Raw genomic sequence first — 15,989 nt, 5'->3', positions numbered from 1 at the left:
GTGAAACTATAAACACGGAACAATGGCATTAATAGAAGCTGACAAAAGAAAGATGTTATGAATTATTTAACTCTTATATGAACTAAATAAAAAGGCATTGCACAAGAGCAATGCTTTTTATTATATATGTCCCTATCTAAATAAAGAGGTTATTTCACATTCTCTCTCCTATCCCCATACACCATCTCTTCTTTCATCCCAAATCCATCACCATTTTGCACAATTTGCTCTGTCGGTGCAACTACACTTTCAGCAATTTTCCATTCCCCACGCTCTTTCACAAATACTTGTAGAAAATAGTTCATGCCATCTAGTTGATATGCATTTTCTTTTTTCACATTATAGTGAATCGCAATGTAGTATACTTGAATGTTTTCTTTTCCTGCTTTTGATACGTATTGCGATAATCTCGGTATATAGAGGGCCGCTTTCTGAAAAGGTAGTTGTTTCGCTTTAACAAGCGATGAACTTGTTACATTACGTAATGTGTCCTGATTACGAATATTATCGCTATGGTGGAATAATACTGCGTTTTGCATAGAACGAACCCATAATTTCGAATATAAGACTGTATTATCGGTTTCAATGTACTTCACTTCTTTTCGTACCACTTGGATAGGCGTATCTGCGTACGTAAATGTTTGAAAATAGAAAAAACCACTAAATAAAATGGTAAGTGCAGCAATATATTTCATAATCTTTCCTCCGATCTTTTAATTAAAGTATCGGAGTTTCAAAATATTTTTATTCAAAAGAAAAAGGATAGGAATGCTTTCGCTTCCTATCCTCATTTATTATAATACGCGGCCAAATAGTTCTAAGACCATTTCTATTTCTTGGTCGCTCCAACCTTTAAATCTCTCTTTATAATATTCTTTACGCACAGCTTCAAGTTTTTCAGTTACTTCTCTTCCGTGCTCTGTAATTTCTAAGTACACGATTCGACGATCTGAATTAGAACGTTTTCTTTCTACTAATCCTTTTCGTACGAGACGATCTGTAACAGCTGTAATATGACTGGAGGTTACGTTTACTTCACTCGCAATTTGCGAAGCCATCTGTGGACTCTTTAAAAATAACGCACGTAATACAGAAAATTCATTATATGGCATATGTTCTGCAAAACGTGTATTAATATCATTTTGTAATAAACGTATCATTTTTCGAAATGATGCAGATAAATCTAAAATCAGTGTTTCTCTTTTTTCGTTCAATAGCCTCGTCCCTTTTTTATCATATTTACACATATTATAATCTATAAATACCTATGTTGTACATGCTTTCTTTCCTCAACATTCTCATTTATGTAACTTTTTTCATATAAATTTCTTTTTTGTTCACACATATACATATAAAAAGGATGGTGATGGAAAATGCAGGGTGGAATGAATCCTTATTTACACAACGTACGCACAGCTAATACTGGTAAAGAAGCTACTATTACTGTACAAGGCGAAGGCGTTGTCAAAGCAAAACCGAATGTTGTTATATTAACGCTTGGCATTCGAACAGATGATAAAAATGTAAAACAGGCTCAAGAAGAAAATGCAGTGCAATCCAAACAATTGCTGGATGCACTTAAACAGCTTGGTATTGCCGATAAAGATATAGAAACGATTTCTTATACGATTACTCCTCAATACGAATATGTAAATGATAAAGCATTGCTACAAGGATACCGTGTGGAGCATTTGTATGAAATTACCGTTTTAAATGTACAAAAAGCTGGGGAAGTATATGATATAGCCGTTTCAAATGGCGCAAATGTAGCAAAAGGTTTACGTTTCCGAGTATCTCATCCAAATAAATATTATGAGCAAGCTCTCATTCAAGCTCTGCACCAAGCAGTAGAAAAAGCTCGTGCTATTGCGAGTACATATAATTTAAATATTAATCCTGTTCCCCTCTCATTCGTTGAAGAATCTGCCCAATTACCACGGGAGGTTACGTCTTATGCTACTTTACATGCGCAAGCAGCCCCGCCCATTCAATCGGGTGAATTAGAAATCATTTCATCCATACGGGCTATTTTTACGTATTTATAACGAATTCTCTTTACAAGTAAACGTTATCATTTTACTTGTTGTAAAAACATGATGTTCTGATATAATAAAGAACGGTGAGCTCTTACAAAAGAGATATCACGGGTGGGAGAGGGATATGAAAAAGAAGGTTTAACATGAAAGGAATACTTGAAAGAACATTTAAATTAGGTTTACACGAAACATCACCAAAACAAGAAGTTTTAGCTGGAGTTACGTCATTTTTCACAATCGTATATATTATGATTGTAAATGCGTCAATCTTATCAGATGCTGGCATTCCTCTTGAAGCTGGAATTTTAGCAACTGTTTTTAGTTCATTTGTCGGATGTCTACTCATGGCATTTTGGGCAAATGCACCTGCTATTCTTGTCCCGGGTATGGGTGTAAATGCATTCTTCACGTACACAGCTGTGCATACGCTTGGACTAACTTGGCAAGAAGCATTGGCTGCTGTCTTTATCTCTGGTATTATTTTTGCAATTGCCGCTTTTACACCAATCGCTCGCGTGCTATCAGTATCAATTCCAAAGTCATTAAAGGAAGCGATTACTGTCGGCATCGGATTATTTTTAGCGTTTATCGGATTGCAAAAAGGTGGTTTAGTCGTTTCGAACCCAAATACTGCTGTGGCAATGGGGAAATTAAGTAATCCTGTCGTTCTTGCGACATTACTTACTCTTATCATTGCACTTGTATTATTTATTCGTAACGTACGTGGAAACTTTTTATGGACGATTGCAATAGGAACTGGTATCGCCTGGCTATTTGGTCTTGTGGATACGAGTCAAGTGGGAAGTAGTTCATTCTCATTCGCCAATTACGGTGATGTGTTTGGAGCTATGTCATTTGGGAAACTTTCTTCCTTACCATTTTGGATTGCAACATTCTCTTTAAGCATGGTGCTTATTTTTGAGAACATGGGACTTCTGCACGGTTTATTAGAAGATGATCGTAAATTCCCACGTGCTTACCAAGCCAATGCAATTTCAGCAATGACATGTGGTCTATTTGGCACAAGTCCTACCGTTTCAACAGTAGAAAGTGCCGCAGGTATTACTGCAGGTGGTAAGACAGGTCTGACGTCTATCGTTACTGGGTTGCTATTTTTTGCATCACTGTTTGCTCTTCCATTTGTCAAATTAATTCCTGATAGTGCCATTGCACCCATCTTAATTATTATTGGCGGTCTGATGATTACAAGCATTCAACAAATTCCTCTGAATGATTTTTCAGAAGGATTTCCAGCATTCTTAATTATCGTTATGATCCCGCTCACATATAGTATCGCTGATGGCATTGCGTTCGGATTTATTGCTTACCCTATCTTAAAAGTTGCTCTTGGAAAGCGTAAAGAAGTCGCACCATCTATGTATATCATTACATGCTTATTCTTAGCTATGTTTGTATTACATGCTATTGGTTAAAAAAACACCGAGGAAATCCTCGGTGTTTTTTTACTTAAACCATCCTTTTTTATAAAACCAGGCCATCATTCCGCCGCCAATTAGTGCCATAATAAGTAGACAAATAAAATAACTATATTGTCCACCAAGCTCTGGCATATGCGTAAAGTTCATTCCATATACTCCCGCAATAAATGTTAATGGCATGAAAATAGTCGAGAATACAGTTAATGTTTTCATAATGTTATTCATATGATGTGAGTTTAATGAAAAATAACTATCCCGAATATCTGCTGTTAACTCTCGGCTTGCCTCAATCATTTCTGTTAGTTTAAGCAAATGATCATGTATATCTTTAAAGTAAATTTCATGATCGCTTATACCGTAAAAACGAGTCGAATTTAAAATACGATATAATAAATCACGCATCGGAATAATTGTACGCCTTAGCTTTGATAAATCTGCACGTATATCAAATACCTCTTCTAATACACTTCCTGCTGTCTCCCCCGTTAAATTATCATCAATTGCATTTAAATGATCCTCAATGTAATATACAGGCGCAAAATAGTCATCTACAATTTGGTCGATAATTGTATGAGCTACGTGTAAAGGACTATTTTTAATACGCTTCTTTTCTCCAAGTGTTTTCCATACTCTTTCGATTGCATTGTTATGAGAAAAGTGGAAAGAAACAATATAACGATCACTAATAAATAAATCGATTTCGTGCGGTTCTAGTCCATCTTCCCCAAATGCATGAAGAACTAAAAAGTTATATCCATCATAAAAATCAACTTTTGGCCTCTGTACATATTCTATACAGTCTTCAATTGCAAGGGGATGGAACTTAAAATGGTCTTGCAGAATATATGTATACTCTTCTTTCGTTGGCTTATATAAATCTAGCCAATACCATACAATATGGTCTTTCTTTGTTTCTTCTAGCGAAACATCATATAATACTTCATCTGTTTTTGTTACTGCACAAATTCTAATCATAATTTCACCCATTATTATTATAAACAAAAAATAGTAAAAAAAGCCAAGGAGAAATCTCCTCAGCTTTTTTTATTACTTCGTTACGATACTGTGTACTAAAGTTGGTGCATCTACATGTTCTTTAGAAATCTTCATGTTCTCATAAATTTTCGCTTTTACATCTTCAACATTTTCGCGGTTTGCGTAAATTGTAACAAGGGATTCACCTTGCTTCACGCTATCGCCTACTTTTTTGCGCAGCATTAGACCAACTGCTAAATCAATTTCAGACTCTTTCGTTGCACGTCCTGCTCCTAAAAGCATTGCTGCTGTTCCGATTTCGTCTGCAACGATTTCTGATACATATCCGTCTTCTTTCGCTTCCACTTCAATTTTAAATTGTGCTTGTGGCAATTTAGAAGGATCATCAACAACAGATGCGTCGCCGCCTTGAGCTGATAAGAACGTTTTAAATGATTCTAGCGCTTTTCCGTTGTTCATTACTTCAATTAGCTTTTCACGTGCATCTTCTAAAGATGAAGCTTGTCCAGCAAGGTACACCATTTGACTTCCAAGTGTTAAACATAACTCTTCTAAATCTTTCGGCCCTTTACCTTGTAATGTATCAATTGCTTCTTGTACTTCTAGTGCGTTACCAATAGCTTCACCAAGTGGTTGACTCATATCCGAAATAACTGCCATCGTGTTACGACCAACGTTATTACCGATACGTACCATTGCTTCTGCTAAACGTTTTGCATCTTCATCCGTTTTCATAAATGCACCTGCTCCAGTTTTTACATCAAGAACAATTGCATCTGCACCAGCAGCAATTTTTTTACTCATAATCGAACTTGCAATAAGCGGAATTGAGTTTACTGTTGCTGTTACATCACGAAGTGCATATAACTTTTTATCAGCAGGTGTTAAGTTACCACTTTGGCCGATAACTGCGATTTTGTTTTCATTTACAAGACGCATGAATTCATCGTTTTCAATTTCCACATGGAATCCTGGGACTGCTTCTAATTTATCAATTGTACCACCAGTATGTCCTAAACCGCGTCCAGACATTTTCGCTACTGGTACATCTAAAGCAGCTACTAATGGACCTAATACAAGTGTCGTTGTATCACCAACACCACCTGTTGAATGCTTATCTACTTTTACACCTTCAATAGCTGATAAGTCGATTGTATCACCGCTATTTACCATTGCCATCGTTAAATCAGCACGCTCTTGATCGTTCATATCTTGGAAGAAAATTGCCATTGCAAGTGAACTTACTTGATAATCAGGAATATCACCATTTGTATATCCTTCAACAATAAAGTTAATTTCTTCTGTCGTTAATGCATGTCCGTCACGTTTTTTTGCAATTAGGTCCACCATTCTCATTGTGAGGTCACCCCTTCATTTGTTTTACGATTGCTTTTACTAATGCTAAGAAGTTCGCTTTAACACGTTCTGTCGTTTCAATTACTTCATCGTGGTGAAGTGGCTGATCTAAAATACCAGCTGCCATATTTGAAATACAAGAAATACCTAATACTTTCATACCAGCATGACGCGCTACAATTACTTCAGGTACTGTTGACATACCAACTGCATCTCCGCCAAGTGTACGAAGCATACGAATTTCAGCAGGTGTTTCATATACAGGACCTGTCATTCCTACGTATACACCTTCTTGTACTTTAATATTTAAGTCTGCTGCAACTTGTTTCGCCATTTCGCGAAGTTCTACCGTATATGACGTAGACATATCAGGGAAACGTACGCCCATTTCAGAATCATTTGGTCCGATTAATGGATTCGTACCCATGAAGTTAATGTGGTCTGAGATTAACATAAGATCGCCTGGCTCAAATGATGTATTTACACCACCAGCTGCGTTTGTTACAACAACTGTTTCTACACCTAGTTCTTTCATAACACGAACTGGGAATGTTACTTTTTGCATGTCGTATCCTTCATAGAAGTGGAAACGTCCTTGCATTGCTACTACTGTTACACCTTGAAGTGTACCGAATACTAGTTGACCTGCATGGCCTTCTACAGTTGATACTGGGAACTCAGGGATTTCACTGTAAGGTACTGTTACTGCGTTCTCAATTTCGTCTGCTAATACACCTAGTCCTGATCCAAGGATTAGTCCTACTTGTGGTGTCTCTTGAAATTTCTCTTTTAAGTATGAAGCTGATTTTGTAATAAGTTCACGATTCATTTGTTTATCCCCCTATTTCTTTAGCTCGTTTAAGAAGCTTGTTCCGTATTCTGGCATTTTCACACCGAAGTTTTCTGCTACTGTTGCACCAATATCAGCAAATGTTTGACGAAGTGGTAACTCTTGTCCGCCTTCTTTCATGCTTGGGCTATATGCTAATAATGGTACATATTCACGTGTATGGTCAGTACCAGGATGAATTGGATCATTACCGTGGTCTGCTGTAATTAGTAATAAATCATCTTCTTTTAGTTTTGCGAATACTTCTGGAAGACGTGCATCATATTCTTGCAGAGCTTCTCCGTATCCTTGTGGATCACGGCGGTGGCCGAATAATGCATCAAAGTCAACTAAGTTTAAGAAGCTAAGACCTGTAAAGTCCATATTTAATGTATCTACAAGCTTATCCATTCCATCCATGTTAGACTTCGTACGAAGTGATTCCGTTACCCCTTCGCCATCATAAATATCAGAGATTTTACCAATAGCAATTACATCGTAGTCACTATCTTTTAATTCATTCATTACTGTACGGCCGAATGGTTTTAGTGCATAGTCATGACGGTTTGGTGTACGTGTAAAGTTTCCAGGTTCACCAACGAATGGACGAGCAATAACACGACCTACCATGTATTTCTCATCTAATGTTAATTCACGTGCAATTTTACAGATTTTATATAACTCATCAAGTGGCACTACTTCTTCGTGTGCTGCAATTTGTAATACGCTATCAGCAGAAGTATAAACGATTAAAGAGCCTGTTTCCATTTGCTCTTGACCAAGTTCATCAAGAATCTCAGTTCCTGAAGCTGGCTTATTACCGATAATTTTACGGCCTGTTTTTTCTTCTAATTCATCAAGTAATTCTTTCGGGAATCCTTCCGGGAACACTTGGAATGGTGTATCAATGTAAAGGCCCATGATTTCCCAGTGACCTGTCATTGTATCTTTACCAGTAGATTTCTCTTGCATTTTTGTGTAATATCCAAGTGGTTTCTCTACTTTAGAGATACCTTTCATTTCTCGAATGTTACCAAGACCTAATTTCACCATGTTAGGCATTTGTAACCCATTCATATGTTCAGCAATGTGACCAATTGTGTCAGATCCTAAATCACCAAATTGCTCAGCATCTGGTGCTTCACCGATTCCCACAGAGTCCATTACGACTAGGAATATACGTTTATATTTATTCATAACTGCGACCTCCTATAAGTTCAGTTCTACTTCTTGTAGTATGTTCAAAACGCTATAAAGTGAAACTGTTATCCAAAAGAATTCTCATTGTCAAACAGTACTTCTTTAAATCATTTTCTAACCTATTTCGTTTACTTGAAACGATTCAAAAACATTTCTAGTTTTTTCTAAGTCAGATGTCAGACATCTGATACTGATATCATAACATGTTTACGCTTTCTTTTTAATACATTTTCGTAGAATTTCTCATTTTCTTCACACTTCTATTGTAATCCATTCTGCAACGAAGTGCTAATTTTTTTATGATTTATTTCTTCATATTAAAAATAAAAAGTAGCTCTAAAGAGCTACTTTTTATTTTACTTCTATTGTTTCTTCTTTATGTTCATGCAATTCGCCTTTTCTTACATGTACTTTCACTTTGTAAGCACCGTTCTCTTTGAAAGTATGTTTTGTTTCATACTCTCCTTTATTCCCTTCTTTTGCTGGAATAAATTCGTGTTTTTCAACACCATCTTTCCAAATCTCTAGTTGTACTTCAGCACCAGTTAGGGCTTCTTCTTTTTGTTTTAAATGAACTTTCATTGTAGATTCAGCATTTGCCTTTATGTCTCCAGCCATAAGATGGATCATTGTGTCACTTTTATGATCTCCATGTCCTGCACTGTGATCACTATTTTCTTTTTTTGCATCTTCTACTTTCGCATTTCCTACAGCAACTTTTACTTCTGGCATAACGTGCATTTCACGTGCATTTGTGTGAGCGATAATATGGTATACTCCATCCGTTTCGAATGTTTTCTCTACTGCATAAACACCTTTTCCTTTATGCTTACCATCTAACATCTCGTGTTTTTCGTCGCCATCTTTCCAAATTTCAAACTTTACATCATCGGCATCCGTTACTTTTTCTTTCCCTTGTGTAACAAGTGCTTGTACTTCTGTTTTTTCACCTGGTTTAATTTCTTTCGGATTTGTTTGTACTGCTACTTTTACAGCTTCAAGTTTCTGTTCTTTTTTCGGTTCTTCTTTGTTTGTATTACAGCCAGCCAACGCTAGCATCGCGATAAATAAAGTTATAATCAGTTTTTTCATCATCATTTCCTCCTTTATACTTTATTTAGTATAGAGGAAATACATTGTAATATTCCAGTCTTCTGCTGAAAACAATATACGAAATGTTTGTGAAGTTTCTGTGAAACGCTCTTCCCCTCTTAATCTATGAAAAAAAGAGCATAGTAACTATGCTCTCGGATGAAACTGTTTATATACATCTTTTAATCTAGTTTTTGAAACGTGCGTATAGATTTGCGTCGTTGAAATATCTGCATGTCCAAGCATTTCTTGTACAGCACGTAAATCTGCTCCATTTTCTAATAAGTGCGTAGCAAACGAATGACGCAACGTATGAGGTGTAAGCTCTTTTTCAATATTTGCTTCTTTCGCTAATCGTTTTAATATTTTCCAAAATCCTTGTCTTGATAATCGATTACCATGATGGTTTAAAAAGAGTGCATCTACTACTTTTTTCCCCATTAATTCTCTTCTTCCTTTTTCAATATACTTTTGAATCGCTTCCGTTGCTAAACTTCCTAGTGGAATAATTCTTTCTTTATTCCCTTTCCCTATGCAACGAACAAATCCCATTGTTAAATGTACATCTTCTAAATTGAGTGCAATCAATTCTGAAACACGAAGTCCTGTCGCATACAGTAACTCTAGCATCGCCTTATCACGAATCCCAAAAGCACTTGTCATTTTTGGTGTTTGAAGTAACGCCTCTACTTCATCAACTGATAATACTTTTGGTAATTTCCGTTCCCCTTGTGGCGTTTCAATATGTACGGATGGGTCGTGTTCTACCGCTCGTTCACGAAGTAAAAATTGGTGGAACGAACGAATTGATGCGATATGACGCGCCAATGTTTTCGAAGATTTTCCGTTCTCTTTTAAATACTGCAAAAAGTTAACAATGTGTAAACGGGTCACTTCATGAAAAGTTTTCGTCTGTTCCACATTTTGCAAATACTTTACGTAGCTTTTTAAATCCCGTTCATAAGATACTACTGTATTCTTTGCTAATCCTTTTTCGACAACCATATAATGAATAAAATCTTTTAATTGATCTTCCACTCTACACTACTCCCCATTTTCATAGAAAAACATCATTCTATTTACGAAAGCATCCTTTGCCGGTTCTTCATTCCCTGATACTTTTTCTACAGTCTCTTCTTTAGGTTTTTCATAACGATGATAGCTTTCATATTCTTCATTTATCCATAGTATAGCGAAATAAAACAAAATCGTACAACTTGTAAATAATAAAAATACTTTTATTCCATCAAAAGTTAATTTTAAAGCTCGGCGCATTGTAAATTCCTCCAAAATATAAGTTATTACAACATATGCCAAGCTTTCACCAATTTATACCTTATTCAAATAAAAAACCTCTTCCTAGATAAATAGGAAAAGGTTATTTTTCATCCGTTTCATTTTCTTGACAATTTTTACAAATCCCATGGAATGTTAAACGATGATCTTTCACCTTAAAGCTCCAGTCTCGTTCTACTTTCCTTTCCACTTCACCAAGTAAATCTTCTTGTATTTCTTGTACAGCACCACATTGTGTACAAATCAAATGATGGTGGAAACGCTGCGCACCTTCTTGGCGTAAGTCATAGCGTGAAACACCGTCTCCGAAGTTAATCTTATCGACAACTTTTAACTCAGATAATAGTTCTAAAGTTCGATAGACGGTTGCTAATCCGATCTCTGGCGACTTTTCTTTTACAAGGAGGTAAACATCTTCTGCGCTTAAATGATCTTCTTCATTTTCTAGCAGCACACGAACTGTTGCTTCACGTTGCGGTGTTAATTTGTAGCTCGCTGCATGTAATTGCTTCTTAATTCGTTCAATTCTTTCTTCCATTCGGTACTACTCCCTCCTCGCCACTCTTACACCATTATATCAGAAGAAGGGCTTCTGTCAAAAGAAAAAACAATAAAAACAAATTGATAATTATTCTCAAAAAGTATTTATTTTTTATTAATAGCCTCAACGACTTCTTTCATTAAAACTGGTGATGCGTAAGCCTCCACACTAGAAGCAAGTGCTAACACTACTCCAATTACAAGAAAGAAGCATGTATAACGGATTAATAATGGTAATAGTGGCTCGGTTATTTTTCTAATAAATTGATGCCTAATCATCCGTAAAGAAAAACTTGCAGCAATAGTTGTCATAACGAGAAAGACTGGAATGATAATTAAATTTTGTGGCAAAACAGATACAAATGCTAATAATAGTCCATTCCATCCATGCTGACTTACTAAAAAACCAACTGTAAATCCAACGACAACTCCTTTTACAAATAATAAAATAAAAATAAGTGGTAATCCAATAATTGAAATCCCTAAAATCCAAATAAACCCGATGTATTTTAATTGCGAAAAGTAACTTTCTCGAAACATTTCGCCCGCAATAGCAAATTCTCCTTTAGAGACTTGTCCAAAAAAACGTTGTAAATAAAATGATAAATCTTGTTTTTGATTGATTTGTAAACTATTCACCAGAATGGCTCCGAATATTACTCCCATCAATAATAAAACGGCGTTAAATATATATAATGAAGAGTTTTCCTGTATGTGAGACATTACACGGTCTTGCCAATTTTTTCGCCACATTTTTCTTCCCTCCGTTCACACTCTTATTAAAAATGTATGAAAGAAAGAAAAAAGTATGACGAATTAACATTGAAATTCCGCTCTACTTTGCTAAACTAAAAAGTAGAGAATAGGAGGGATTTCTCTTGAAACCATTATTATTAGATTTTCCAACATTATTTCAAACTGAACGCTTGCAAGTTCGTAAACCATTTCCAGGTGATGGTGCAGAAGTATATGAAGCAATCCAAGCTTCTCTAGAAGACTTAGTACCGTGGATACCAATTAACGCTGAAACAGAAGAGAGTGCTGAAGAAATTGTTCGCGAAGCTCACGGACAGTTTTTACTTCGTGAAACACTTGATTTTCACTTATACGATAAAGTATCTGGTACATTCATCGGAGCAATTACACTAAAGCCTGAAAACTGGGATATTCCAAAGTTTTCACTTCACTTCTGGCTACATAGTGCCTATACAAAACAAGGCTATATGACCGAAGCTGTTAAAGGTGCAATTCAGTTCGCCTTTGATAAACTAGGCGCTAGAAGAATTGAAATTCGTACTGATGCAACAAATATAAATGCATGTAGCTTAGCAGAACGTCTAGAATTCATTCTAGAAGGTACAATGGAAAATGATTTCCTAGCACCAGATGGTAGCTTACGTGATGCACGTGTATATGCAAAAATCAATTAAAAAACACTCGCCTTTGGCGAGTGTTTATTTTTCTAGTTGTAAATATTGTACTGCAAACATCGTCTTCGCATCATGAATACGAAGATCTTTCATAAGAGTAATCGCTTCTTCTAACGATACTTCCATTAATTCCACAAACTCATCTTCATCTAACTCAGCTTTATTTTCTTTTTTTGTCAAACCTGTCGCTTTATATACATATAAAATTTCATCTGCGAATCCTGGAGATGTATAGAAAGAAGTAATGAGCTCCATATTTTCACATACATATCCTGTTTCCTCTTCTAATTCACGAACTGCTGTTACCTCAGGTTTTTCACCAGGTTCTAACTTGCCAGCCGGAATTTCTATAATCGCCTTTTCAAGTGCTTTACGATACTGCTCAACAAGCACAATTTTCCCCTCATCAGTAATAGCAATAATAGCAACTGCACCAGGGTGATTTACAATTTCACGTTTACTCATTGCTCCATTTGGTAATACTACATCATCAACACGAACTTTTATAACTCTACCATCAAAAATCGGCTCAGTTTTTACTGTTCTCTCTGCAAGATTACTCACACTACTTCATCTCCCTGTTCTATTTCCTATTCTTTCCTCATACATTTTACCACATTGAAAGGAGCGTGATAGAAATGAAAGTTTATATTTTACCAAATCGCGTCACTTTAGTCGGAAAAGCATGGCAAATTCGCCATAAGCTAAAGCAATATAGCAAAGAGTATACAACTGTACAAGAGTGGATTACAGCAAATAAAGTGAAACATTAATCATGCTTTTACGGGCAGTTAATGCGCAGCGAAAAGTAAACGTTTGTCAACCTCTTTTCCCTCTCGTACAATAAAGGTAAGGAGGTTGACCTATGAAAAAACGTCAATTAGGAAACTCAGATTTGTTTGTTACAGAAATGGGCCTTGGCTGTATGTCTCTCGGTACATCTGAAACAGAAGCTATGCATATTATCGATGAAGCGATCGATTTAGGAATTAATTTTTTTGATACAGCAGATTTATATGATTACGGATTAAATGAAGAATTTGTTGGAAAAGCCTTGAAGGGAAGAAGAGACCAAATTGTACTTACAACGAAGGTTGGAAATCGTTGGACAGAAGAAAAAAATGGCTGGTCTTGGGATCCTTCTAAAGCTTACATAAAGACTGAAGTAAAGGAAAGTTTACGTAGACTTCAAACTGATTATATTGACCTTTACCAACTTCATGGCGGAACGATTGAAGATCCAATAGATGAAACAATTGAAGCTTTTGAAGAATTGAAAAAGGAAGGTATTATTCGCCATTACGGTATTTCTTCTATACGCCCAAATGTCGTTCGTGAGTATGCAAAACGCTCAAACATCGTTAGTGTACTAATGGAATATAGCCTTTTAAATCGTCGTCCAGAAGAATGGTTCCCCCTTCTGAATGAACACCAAATTAGCGTCATTGCCCGCGGGCCACTTGCAAAAGGAATTTTAACTGACAACAATGCAAGAAAAATAGAAAGAGTAAAGGAAAAGGATTATCTCTCTTATTCTTACGATGAATTACATACAACTCTAGCGAGTGTAAAAGAAACGATTGGAGAACGCTCTTTAACAGGAACAGCTATTCAATATTGCTTACATAATAAGACTGTTGCAGCTGTTATACCTGGTGCAAGCTCGCTTCAACAATTACAGGAAAATATACGAGCTAGCCAACAGTTACCTTTAACGAAAGAAGAATATATACAACTTCAAAAGATTGTTAAATATGACACATATGCTTTGCATCGTTAAAAATATCGAATTACCGATAAATAGAAGATTGTCTCCAGTATTAGGAGACAGTCTTTTTTATAACGTATCATATTTATCAGGATTCGTTCCTACATGTAAATCACGATTCAACGTGTTAATTTGACGTATCTCTTCTTCAGTTAGTGCAAAATCAAAAATAGTAAAGTTTTCTTTAATACGAGATGGTGTAACAGATTTAGGAATTGTAACAATCCCGCTTTGAATATCCCACCTTAATATAACTTGTGCAGGTGTTTTTTCATATTTGTTAGCAATAGCCTGAATGATTGGATGCTGGAATACTTCTCCGCCCCTCATTAACGGACTCCATGCTTCCATTTGAATTTGCTCATCTTGACAATAATTGCGCAACTCAAATTGCGTCAACATCGGATGAAGTTCCACTTGGTTTACCATCGGCTTCACTTTGCAATTTGGTAATAATAGTTCTAAATGATGTTTATGAAAATTAGAAACACCAATCGCGCGCACTTTACCTTCTTCATACAATTTCTCCAAAGCTCGGTACGTATCAACATACTTCCCTCTTACCGGCCAATGTATTAAATATAAATCTACATAGTCCATTTGTAATTTTTTCAAACTCTTTTCAAATGCCTCGAGTGTCTCCTCATATCCTTGATCGTCGTTCCATACTTTTGTTGTAATAAATAGATCTTCTCTTGAAATTCCTGATTCACGTATCGCCTCTCCGACACCGCTTTCATTTTCATATACAGTTGCTGTATCAATCGAACGGTATCCAACTTCTAACGCTGTTTTTACTGCTTGTTTTACTTCGTCTCCTTCTTTCGCTTTATATACGCCTAGACCAATCATCGGCATTTTCACGCCATTATGAAGTGTAGTTGTTGGAATATGCACAGTCGTCTCCCTTTCATTGTTACATTTTTATAAGCCACAACTTTATTTCAACAAGATTCATCCCAAAAGTCAAAACATACGTACAGTTTACATAACACTTTTATATAGCTAAAAAATAACGTGAATTCATTCATTCACGTTATTTTTTCTCCATTCTTTCGCTTTTTCATCCACATTGCGCACAAACTCATTTTTTCCTTCCGTATATAACGCGCCATCATATGTATACTTTTCGGCTAATTCTTTCTTTAAGGTTGCATATGCCTCTGCTTCTTCACAATGAGCCATCATATAATCACGAAATGCTAAATGCCTTACTATCTCTGGATTTCCTTTTTCAAACACGTGTAAATGATACGAACGTTTTTCTTCAGTTCCATGAATATAATATCGGCGTCTTGAAATACCATTTTCCCCTTTTACGATGTAACCAAGCTCTATAAATCGTTCATTCCACCCATCTACTCTTTCGATATTTTCTACTTCCATGATCATATCAATAATAGGTTTAGCTGCCAGTCCAGGAACTGACGTACTTCCAATATGATGAATTTTTACCGTTTCTGGCATCGCTGATTTTAATCTTTTAGCCTCCATTTGAAATTTTTCACTCCAATGGTTTTCATGTGGAACAACGACAATTTTTCTCATTCTAACTCCCCTTTTCTTACAAGCTCGTCAAAAAATGATCAGTGGTATTTCACTGATCATTTTTTATTATTTAAAGTCTTTCCAAGTAAGGTTACTTTCACTTAGCAGTTCTTCAAATGATTTATTCTTTTCACGTTCTTTTTGTTCTTGGCGCTTTCTTTCCAGTTCAGCTGCCTCTTTTTCCTCTTCCCTCACTTGCAACTCTTTCTTCTTACTCTTTAATTGTTGCATGAGTGAATCATTTAATTGATCGCCTAATGTAAGTGTTTCTTTCTTTGGTTGATTCACTTGTGATTGTCTTTGTCTTTGTATTTGTCTTTGTTTCTTTTTCTTCATGCTACTCACCTTTTACTTTTTTCTCCATTATAGTAGATACACGATGAAATCGACAATAAAAAAGGGTCTTTACTCTATTATTCACTTTTTGTAAATATGTTAATTTTTCGAAAAGACTAAATT

At 35.9% G+C, this 15,989-nt stretch carries 20 protein-coding genes; 5 read left to right on the top strand and 15 right to left on the bottom strand.

The features are described 5' to 3' along the window. Positions 1 to 149 precede the first annotated feature (149 nt). The gene (locus tag ACTFRY_RS04060; RefSeq protein ID WP_086391629.1) at positions 150 to 695 is read right to left on the bottom strand and encodes a hypothetical protein; all 546 of its coding nucleotides are present in this window, start codon (positions 693 to 695) and stop codon (positions 150 to 152) included. Positions 696 to 794: 99 nt separating this feature from the next. Next, positions 795 to 1,214, bottom strand: a complete 420-nt coding sequence (locus tag ACTFRY_RS04055) for a MarR family winged helix-turn-helix transcriptional regulator (RefSeq protein ID WP_001003305.1) — start codon at positions 1,212 to 1,214, stop codon at positions 795 to 797. 159 nt (positions 1,215 to 1,373) lie between these two features. Here ACTFRY_RS04055 and ACTFRY_RS04050 point away from each other — a divergent pair, with 159 nt between their 5' ends. Together ACTFRY_RS04050 and ACTFRY_RS04045 are read left to right on the top strand one after the other, a co-directional pair. Continuing rightward, positions 1,374 to 2,045 carry an SIMPL domain-containing protein gene (locus ACTFRY_RS04050; protein ID WP_001161448.1) on the top strand — a complete coding sequence of 224 codons (672 nt, stop codon included), beginning with the start codon at positions 1,374 to 1,376 and terminating at the stop codon, positions 2,043 to 2,045. A gap of 134 nt (positions 2,046 to 2,179) precedes the next feature. Next, positions 2,180 to 3,469, top strand: coding sequence for an NCS2 family permease (locus ACTFRY_RS04045; RefSeq protein ID WP_000676242.1), 1,290 nt, complete (start codon positions 2,180 to 2,182; stop codon positions 3,467 to 3,469). Between the two features lie 30 nt (positions 3,470 to 3,499). Here the strand turns inward: ACTFRY_RS04045 and corA are convergent, their stop codons facing one another. From corA to spoIIM, 9 genes are all read right to left on the bottom strand, one after another. Further along, positions 3,500 to 4,462, bottom strand: a complete 963-nt coding sequence (gene corA / locus ACTFRY_RS04040) for a magnesium/cobalt transporter CorA (RefSeq protein ID WP_002000765.1) — start codon at positions 4,460 to 4,462, stop codon at positions 3,500 to 3,502. A 60-nt stretch (positions 4,463 to 4,522) separates the two neighbouring features. Then, on the bottom strand, positions 4,523 to 5,827 hold the full coding sequence (locus tag ACTFRY_RS04035) for a pyrimidine-nucleoside phosphorylase (RefSeq protein ID WP_001243071.1): 1,305 nt from the start codon (positions 5,825 to 5,827) through the stop codon (positions 4,523 to 4,525). A gap of 7 nt (positions 5,828 to 5,834) precedes the next feature. After that, positions 5,835 to 6,656 (bottom strand): purine-nucleoside phosphorylase, encoded by an 822-nt coding sequence (locus ACTFRY_RS04030; RefSeq protein WP_001078446.1) that lies wholly within the window; start codon positions 6,654 to 6,656, stop codon positions 5,835 to 5,837. 12 nt (positions 6,657 to 6,668) lie between these two features. After that, a complete protein-coding gene (deoB, locus tag ACTFRY_RS04025) occupies positions 6,669 to 7,853 on the bottom strand; it encodes a phosphopentomutase (protein WP_001046079.1) in 1,185 nt (394 codons plus the stop codon). A 354-nt stretch (positions 7,854 to 8,207) separates the two neighbouring features. Then, positions 8,208 to 8,948 carry a FixH family protein gene (locus ACTFRY_RS04020; RefSeq protein ID WP_000733456.1) on the bottom strand — a complete coding sequence of 247 codons (741 nt, stop codon included), beginning with the start codon at positions 8,946 to 8,948 and terminating at the stop codon, positions 8,208 to 8,210. Between the two features lie 147 nt (positions 8,949 to 9,095). Beyond that, positions 9,096 to 9,986: a site-specific tyrosine recombinase XerD gene (gene xerD, locus ACTFRY_RS04015; protein ID WP_000390088.1), complete on the bottom strand. Its 891-nt coding sequence runs from the start codon at positions 9,984 to 9,986 to the stop codon at positions 9,096 to 9,098. Positions 9,987 to 9,992: 6 nt separating this feature from the next. Next, positions 9,993 to 10,223 carry a YqzK family protein gene (locus ACTFRY_RS04010; protein WP_001250432.1) on the bottom strand — a complete coding sequence of 77 codons (231 nt, stop codon included), beginning with the start codon at positions 10,221 to 10,223 and terminating at the stop codon, positions 9,993 to 9,995. A 103-nt stretch (positions 10,224 to 10,326) separates the two neighbouring features. After that, complete coding sequence (gene fur / locus ACTFRY_RS04005; RefSeq protein WP_000392657.1) at positions 10,327 to 10,782, bottom strand: ferric iron uptake transcriptional regulator; 456 nt, start codon at positions 10,780 to 10,782, stop codon at positions 10,327 to 10,329. A 107-nt stretch (positions 10,783 to 10,889) separates the two neighbouring features. Further along, on the bottom strand, positions 10,890 to 11,507 hold the full coding sequence (gene spoIIM, locus ACTFRY_RS04000) for a stage II sporulation protein M (RefSeq protein ID WP_013142149.1): 618 nt from the start codon (positions 11,505 to 11,507) through the stop codon (positions 10,890 to 10,892). 155 nt (positions 11,508 to 11,662) lie between these two features. Between spoIIM and ACTFRY_RS03995 the strand changes: the two genes are divergently transcribed. After that, positions 11,663 to 12,214 (top strand): GNAT family N-acetyltransferase, encoded by a 552-nt coding sequence (locus tag ACTFRY_RS03995; RefSeq protein ID WP_000803479.1) that lies wholly within the window; start codon positions 11,663 to 11,665, stop codon positions 12,212 to 12,214. A gap of 24 nt (positions 12,215 to 12,238) precedes the next feature. On the opposite strand, the gene ACTFRY_RS03990 is transcribed toward ACTFRY_RS03995, so the two are convergent. Further along, a complete protein-coding gene (locus tag ACTFRY_RS03990) occupies positions 12,239 to 12,778 on the bottom strand; it encodes an NUDIX domain-containing protein (protein WP_098616200.1) in 540 nt (179 codons plus the stop codon). Between the two features lie 74 nt (positions 12,779 to 12,852). Here ACTFRY_RS03990 and mciZ point away from each other — a divergent pair, with 74 nt between their 5' ends. Together mciZ and ACTFRY_RS03980 are read left to right on the top strand one after the other, a co-directional pair. Beyond that, positions 12,853 to 12,987: a Z-ring formation inhibitor MciZ gene (gene mciZ, locus ACTFRY_RS03985; RefSeq protein WP_000870302.1), complete on the top strand. Its 135-nt coding sequence runs from the start codon at positions 12,853 to 12,855 to the stop codon at positions 12,985 to 12,987. 92 nt (positions 12,988 to 13,079) lie between these two features. Further along, the gene (locus ACTFRY_RS03980) at positions 13,080 to 13,994 is read left to right on the top strand and encodes an aldo/keto reductase (RefSeq protein WP_000747213.1); all 915 of its coding nucleotides are present in this window, start codon (positions 13,080 to 13,082) and stop codon (positions 13,992 to 13,994) included. A 57-nt stretch (positions 13,995 to 14,051) separates the two neighbouring features. On the opposite strand, the gene ACTFRY_RS03975 is transcribed toward ACTFRY_RS03980, so the two are convergent. The 3 genes from ACTFRY_RS03975 to ACTFRY_RS03965 form a co-directional block, all read right to left on the bottom strand. Then, positions 14,052 to 14,879 (bottom strand): aldo/keto reductase, encoded by an 828-nt coding sequence (locus tag ACTFRY_RS03975; RefSeq protein ID WP_061663474.1) that lies wholly within the window; start codon positions 14,877 to 14,879, stop codon positions 14,052 to 14,054. A 126-nt stretch (positions 14,880 to 15,005) separates the two neighbouring features. Then, entirely contained in the window at positions 15,006 to 15,530 is a 525-nt protein-coding gene (locus ACTFRY_RS03970; RefSeq protein ID WP_016118585.1) for a GrpB family protein, read from the bottom strand. A 66-nt stretch (positions 15,531 to 15,596) separates the two neighbouring features. Continuing rightward, positions 15,597 to 15,866, bottom strand: coding sequence for a YqkE family protein (locus ACTFRY_RS03965; RefSeq protein ID WP_016118586.1), 270 nt, complete (start codon positions 15,864 to 15,866; stop codon positions 15,597 to 15,599). Between the last annotated feature and the right edge of the window lie 123 nt (positions 15,867 to 15,989).

Origin of the sequence: Bacillus cereus group sp. MYBK195-1, assembly GCF_051916605.1 — a bacterium.
Taxonomy (GTDB): Bacteria; Bacillota; Bacilli; order Bacillales; family Bacillaceae_G; genus Bacillus_A; species Bacillus_A cereus.
This window is presented reverse-complemented; position numbering and strand designations above follow the sequence as displayed.

Bases quoted from the DNA above. Each gene is read 5' to 3' on its own strand.
- ACTFRY_RS04060 (WP_086391629.1), bottom strand. From the start codon at position 695: ATGAAATATATTGCTGCACTTACCATTTTATTTAGTGGTTTTTTCTAT.
- ACTFRY_RS04050 (WP_001161448.1), top strand. From the start codon at position 1,374: ATGCAGGGTGGAATGAATCCTTATTTACACAACGTACGCACAGCTAAT.
- ACTFRY_RS04045 (WP_000676242.1), top strand. From the start codon at position 2,180: ATGAAAGGAATACTTGAAAGAACATTTAAATTAGGTTTACACGAAACA.
- corA (WP_002000765.1), bottom strand. From the start codon at position 4,462: ATGGGTGAAATTATGATTAGAATTTGTGCAGTAACAAAAACAGATGAA.
- ACTFRY_RS04035 (WP_001243071.1), bottom strand. From the start codon at position 5,827: ATGAGAATGGTGGACCTAATTGCAAAAAAACGTGACGGACATGCATTA.
- ACTFRY_RS04030 (WP_001078446.1), bottom strand. From the start codon at position 6,656: ATGAATCGTGAACTTATTACAAAATCAGCTTCATACTTAAAAGAGAAA.
- deoB (WP_001046079.1), bottom strand. From the start codon at position 7,853: ATGAATAAATATAAACGTATATTCCTAGTCGTAATGGACTCTGTGGGA.
- ACTFRY_RS04020 (WP_000733456.1), bottom strand. From the start codon at position 8,948: ATGAAAAAACTGATTATAACTTTATTTATCGCGATGCTAGCGTTGGCT.
- ACTFRY_RS04010 (WP_001250432.1), bottom strand. From the start codon at position 10,223: ATGCGCCGAGCTTTAAAATTAACTTTTGATGGAATAAAAGTATTTTTA.
- fur (WP_000392657.1), bottom strand. From the start codon at position 10,782: ATGGAAGAAAGAATTGAACGAATTAAGAAGCAATTACATGCAGCGAGC.
- spoIIM (WP_013142149.1), bottom strand. From the start codon at position 11,507: ATGTCTCACATACAGGAAAACTCTTCATTATATATATTTAACGCCGTT.
- mciZ (WP_000870302.1), top strand. From the start codon at position 12,853: ATGAAAGTTTATATTTTACCAAATCGCGTCACTTTAGTCGGAAAAGCA.
- ACTFRY_RS03980 (WP_000747213.1), top strand. From the start codon at position 13,080: ATGAAAAAACGTCAATTAGGAAACTCAGATTTGTTTGTTACAGAAATG.
- ACTFRY_RS03970 (WP_016118585.1), bottom strand. From the start codon at position 15,530: ATGAGAAAAATTGTCGTTGTTCCACATGAAAACCATTGGAGTGAAAAA.
- ACTFRY_RS03965 (WP_016118586.1), bottom strand. From the start codon at position 15,866: ATGAAGAAAAAGAAACAAAGACAAATACAAAGACAAAGACAATCACAA.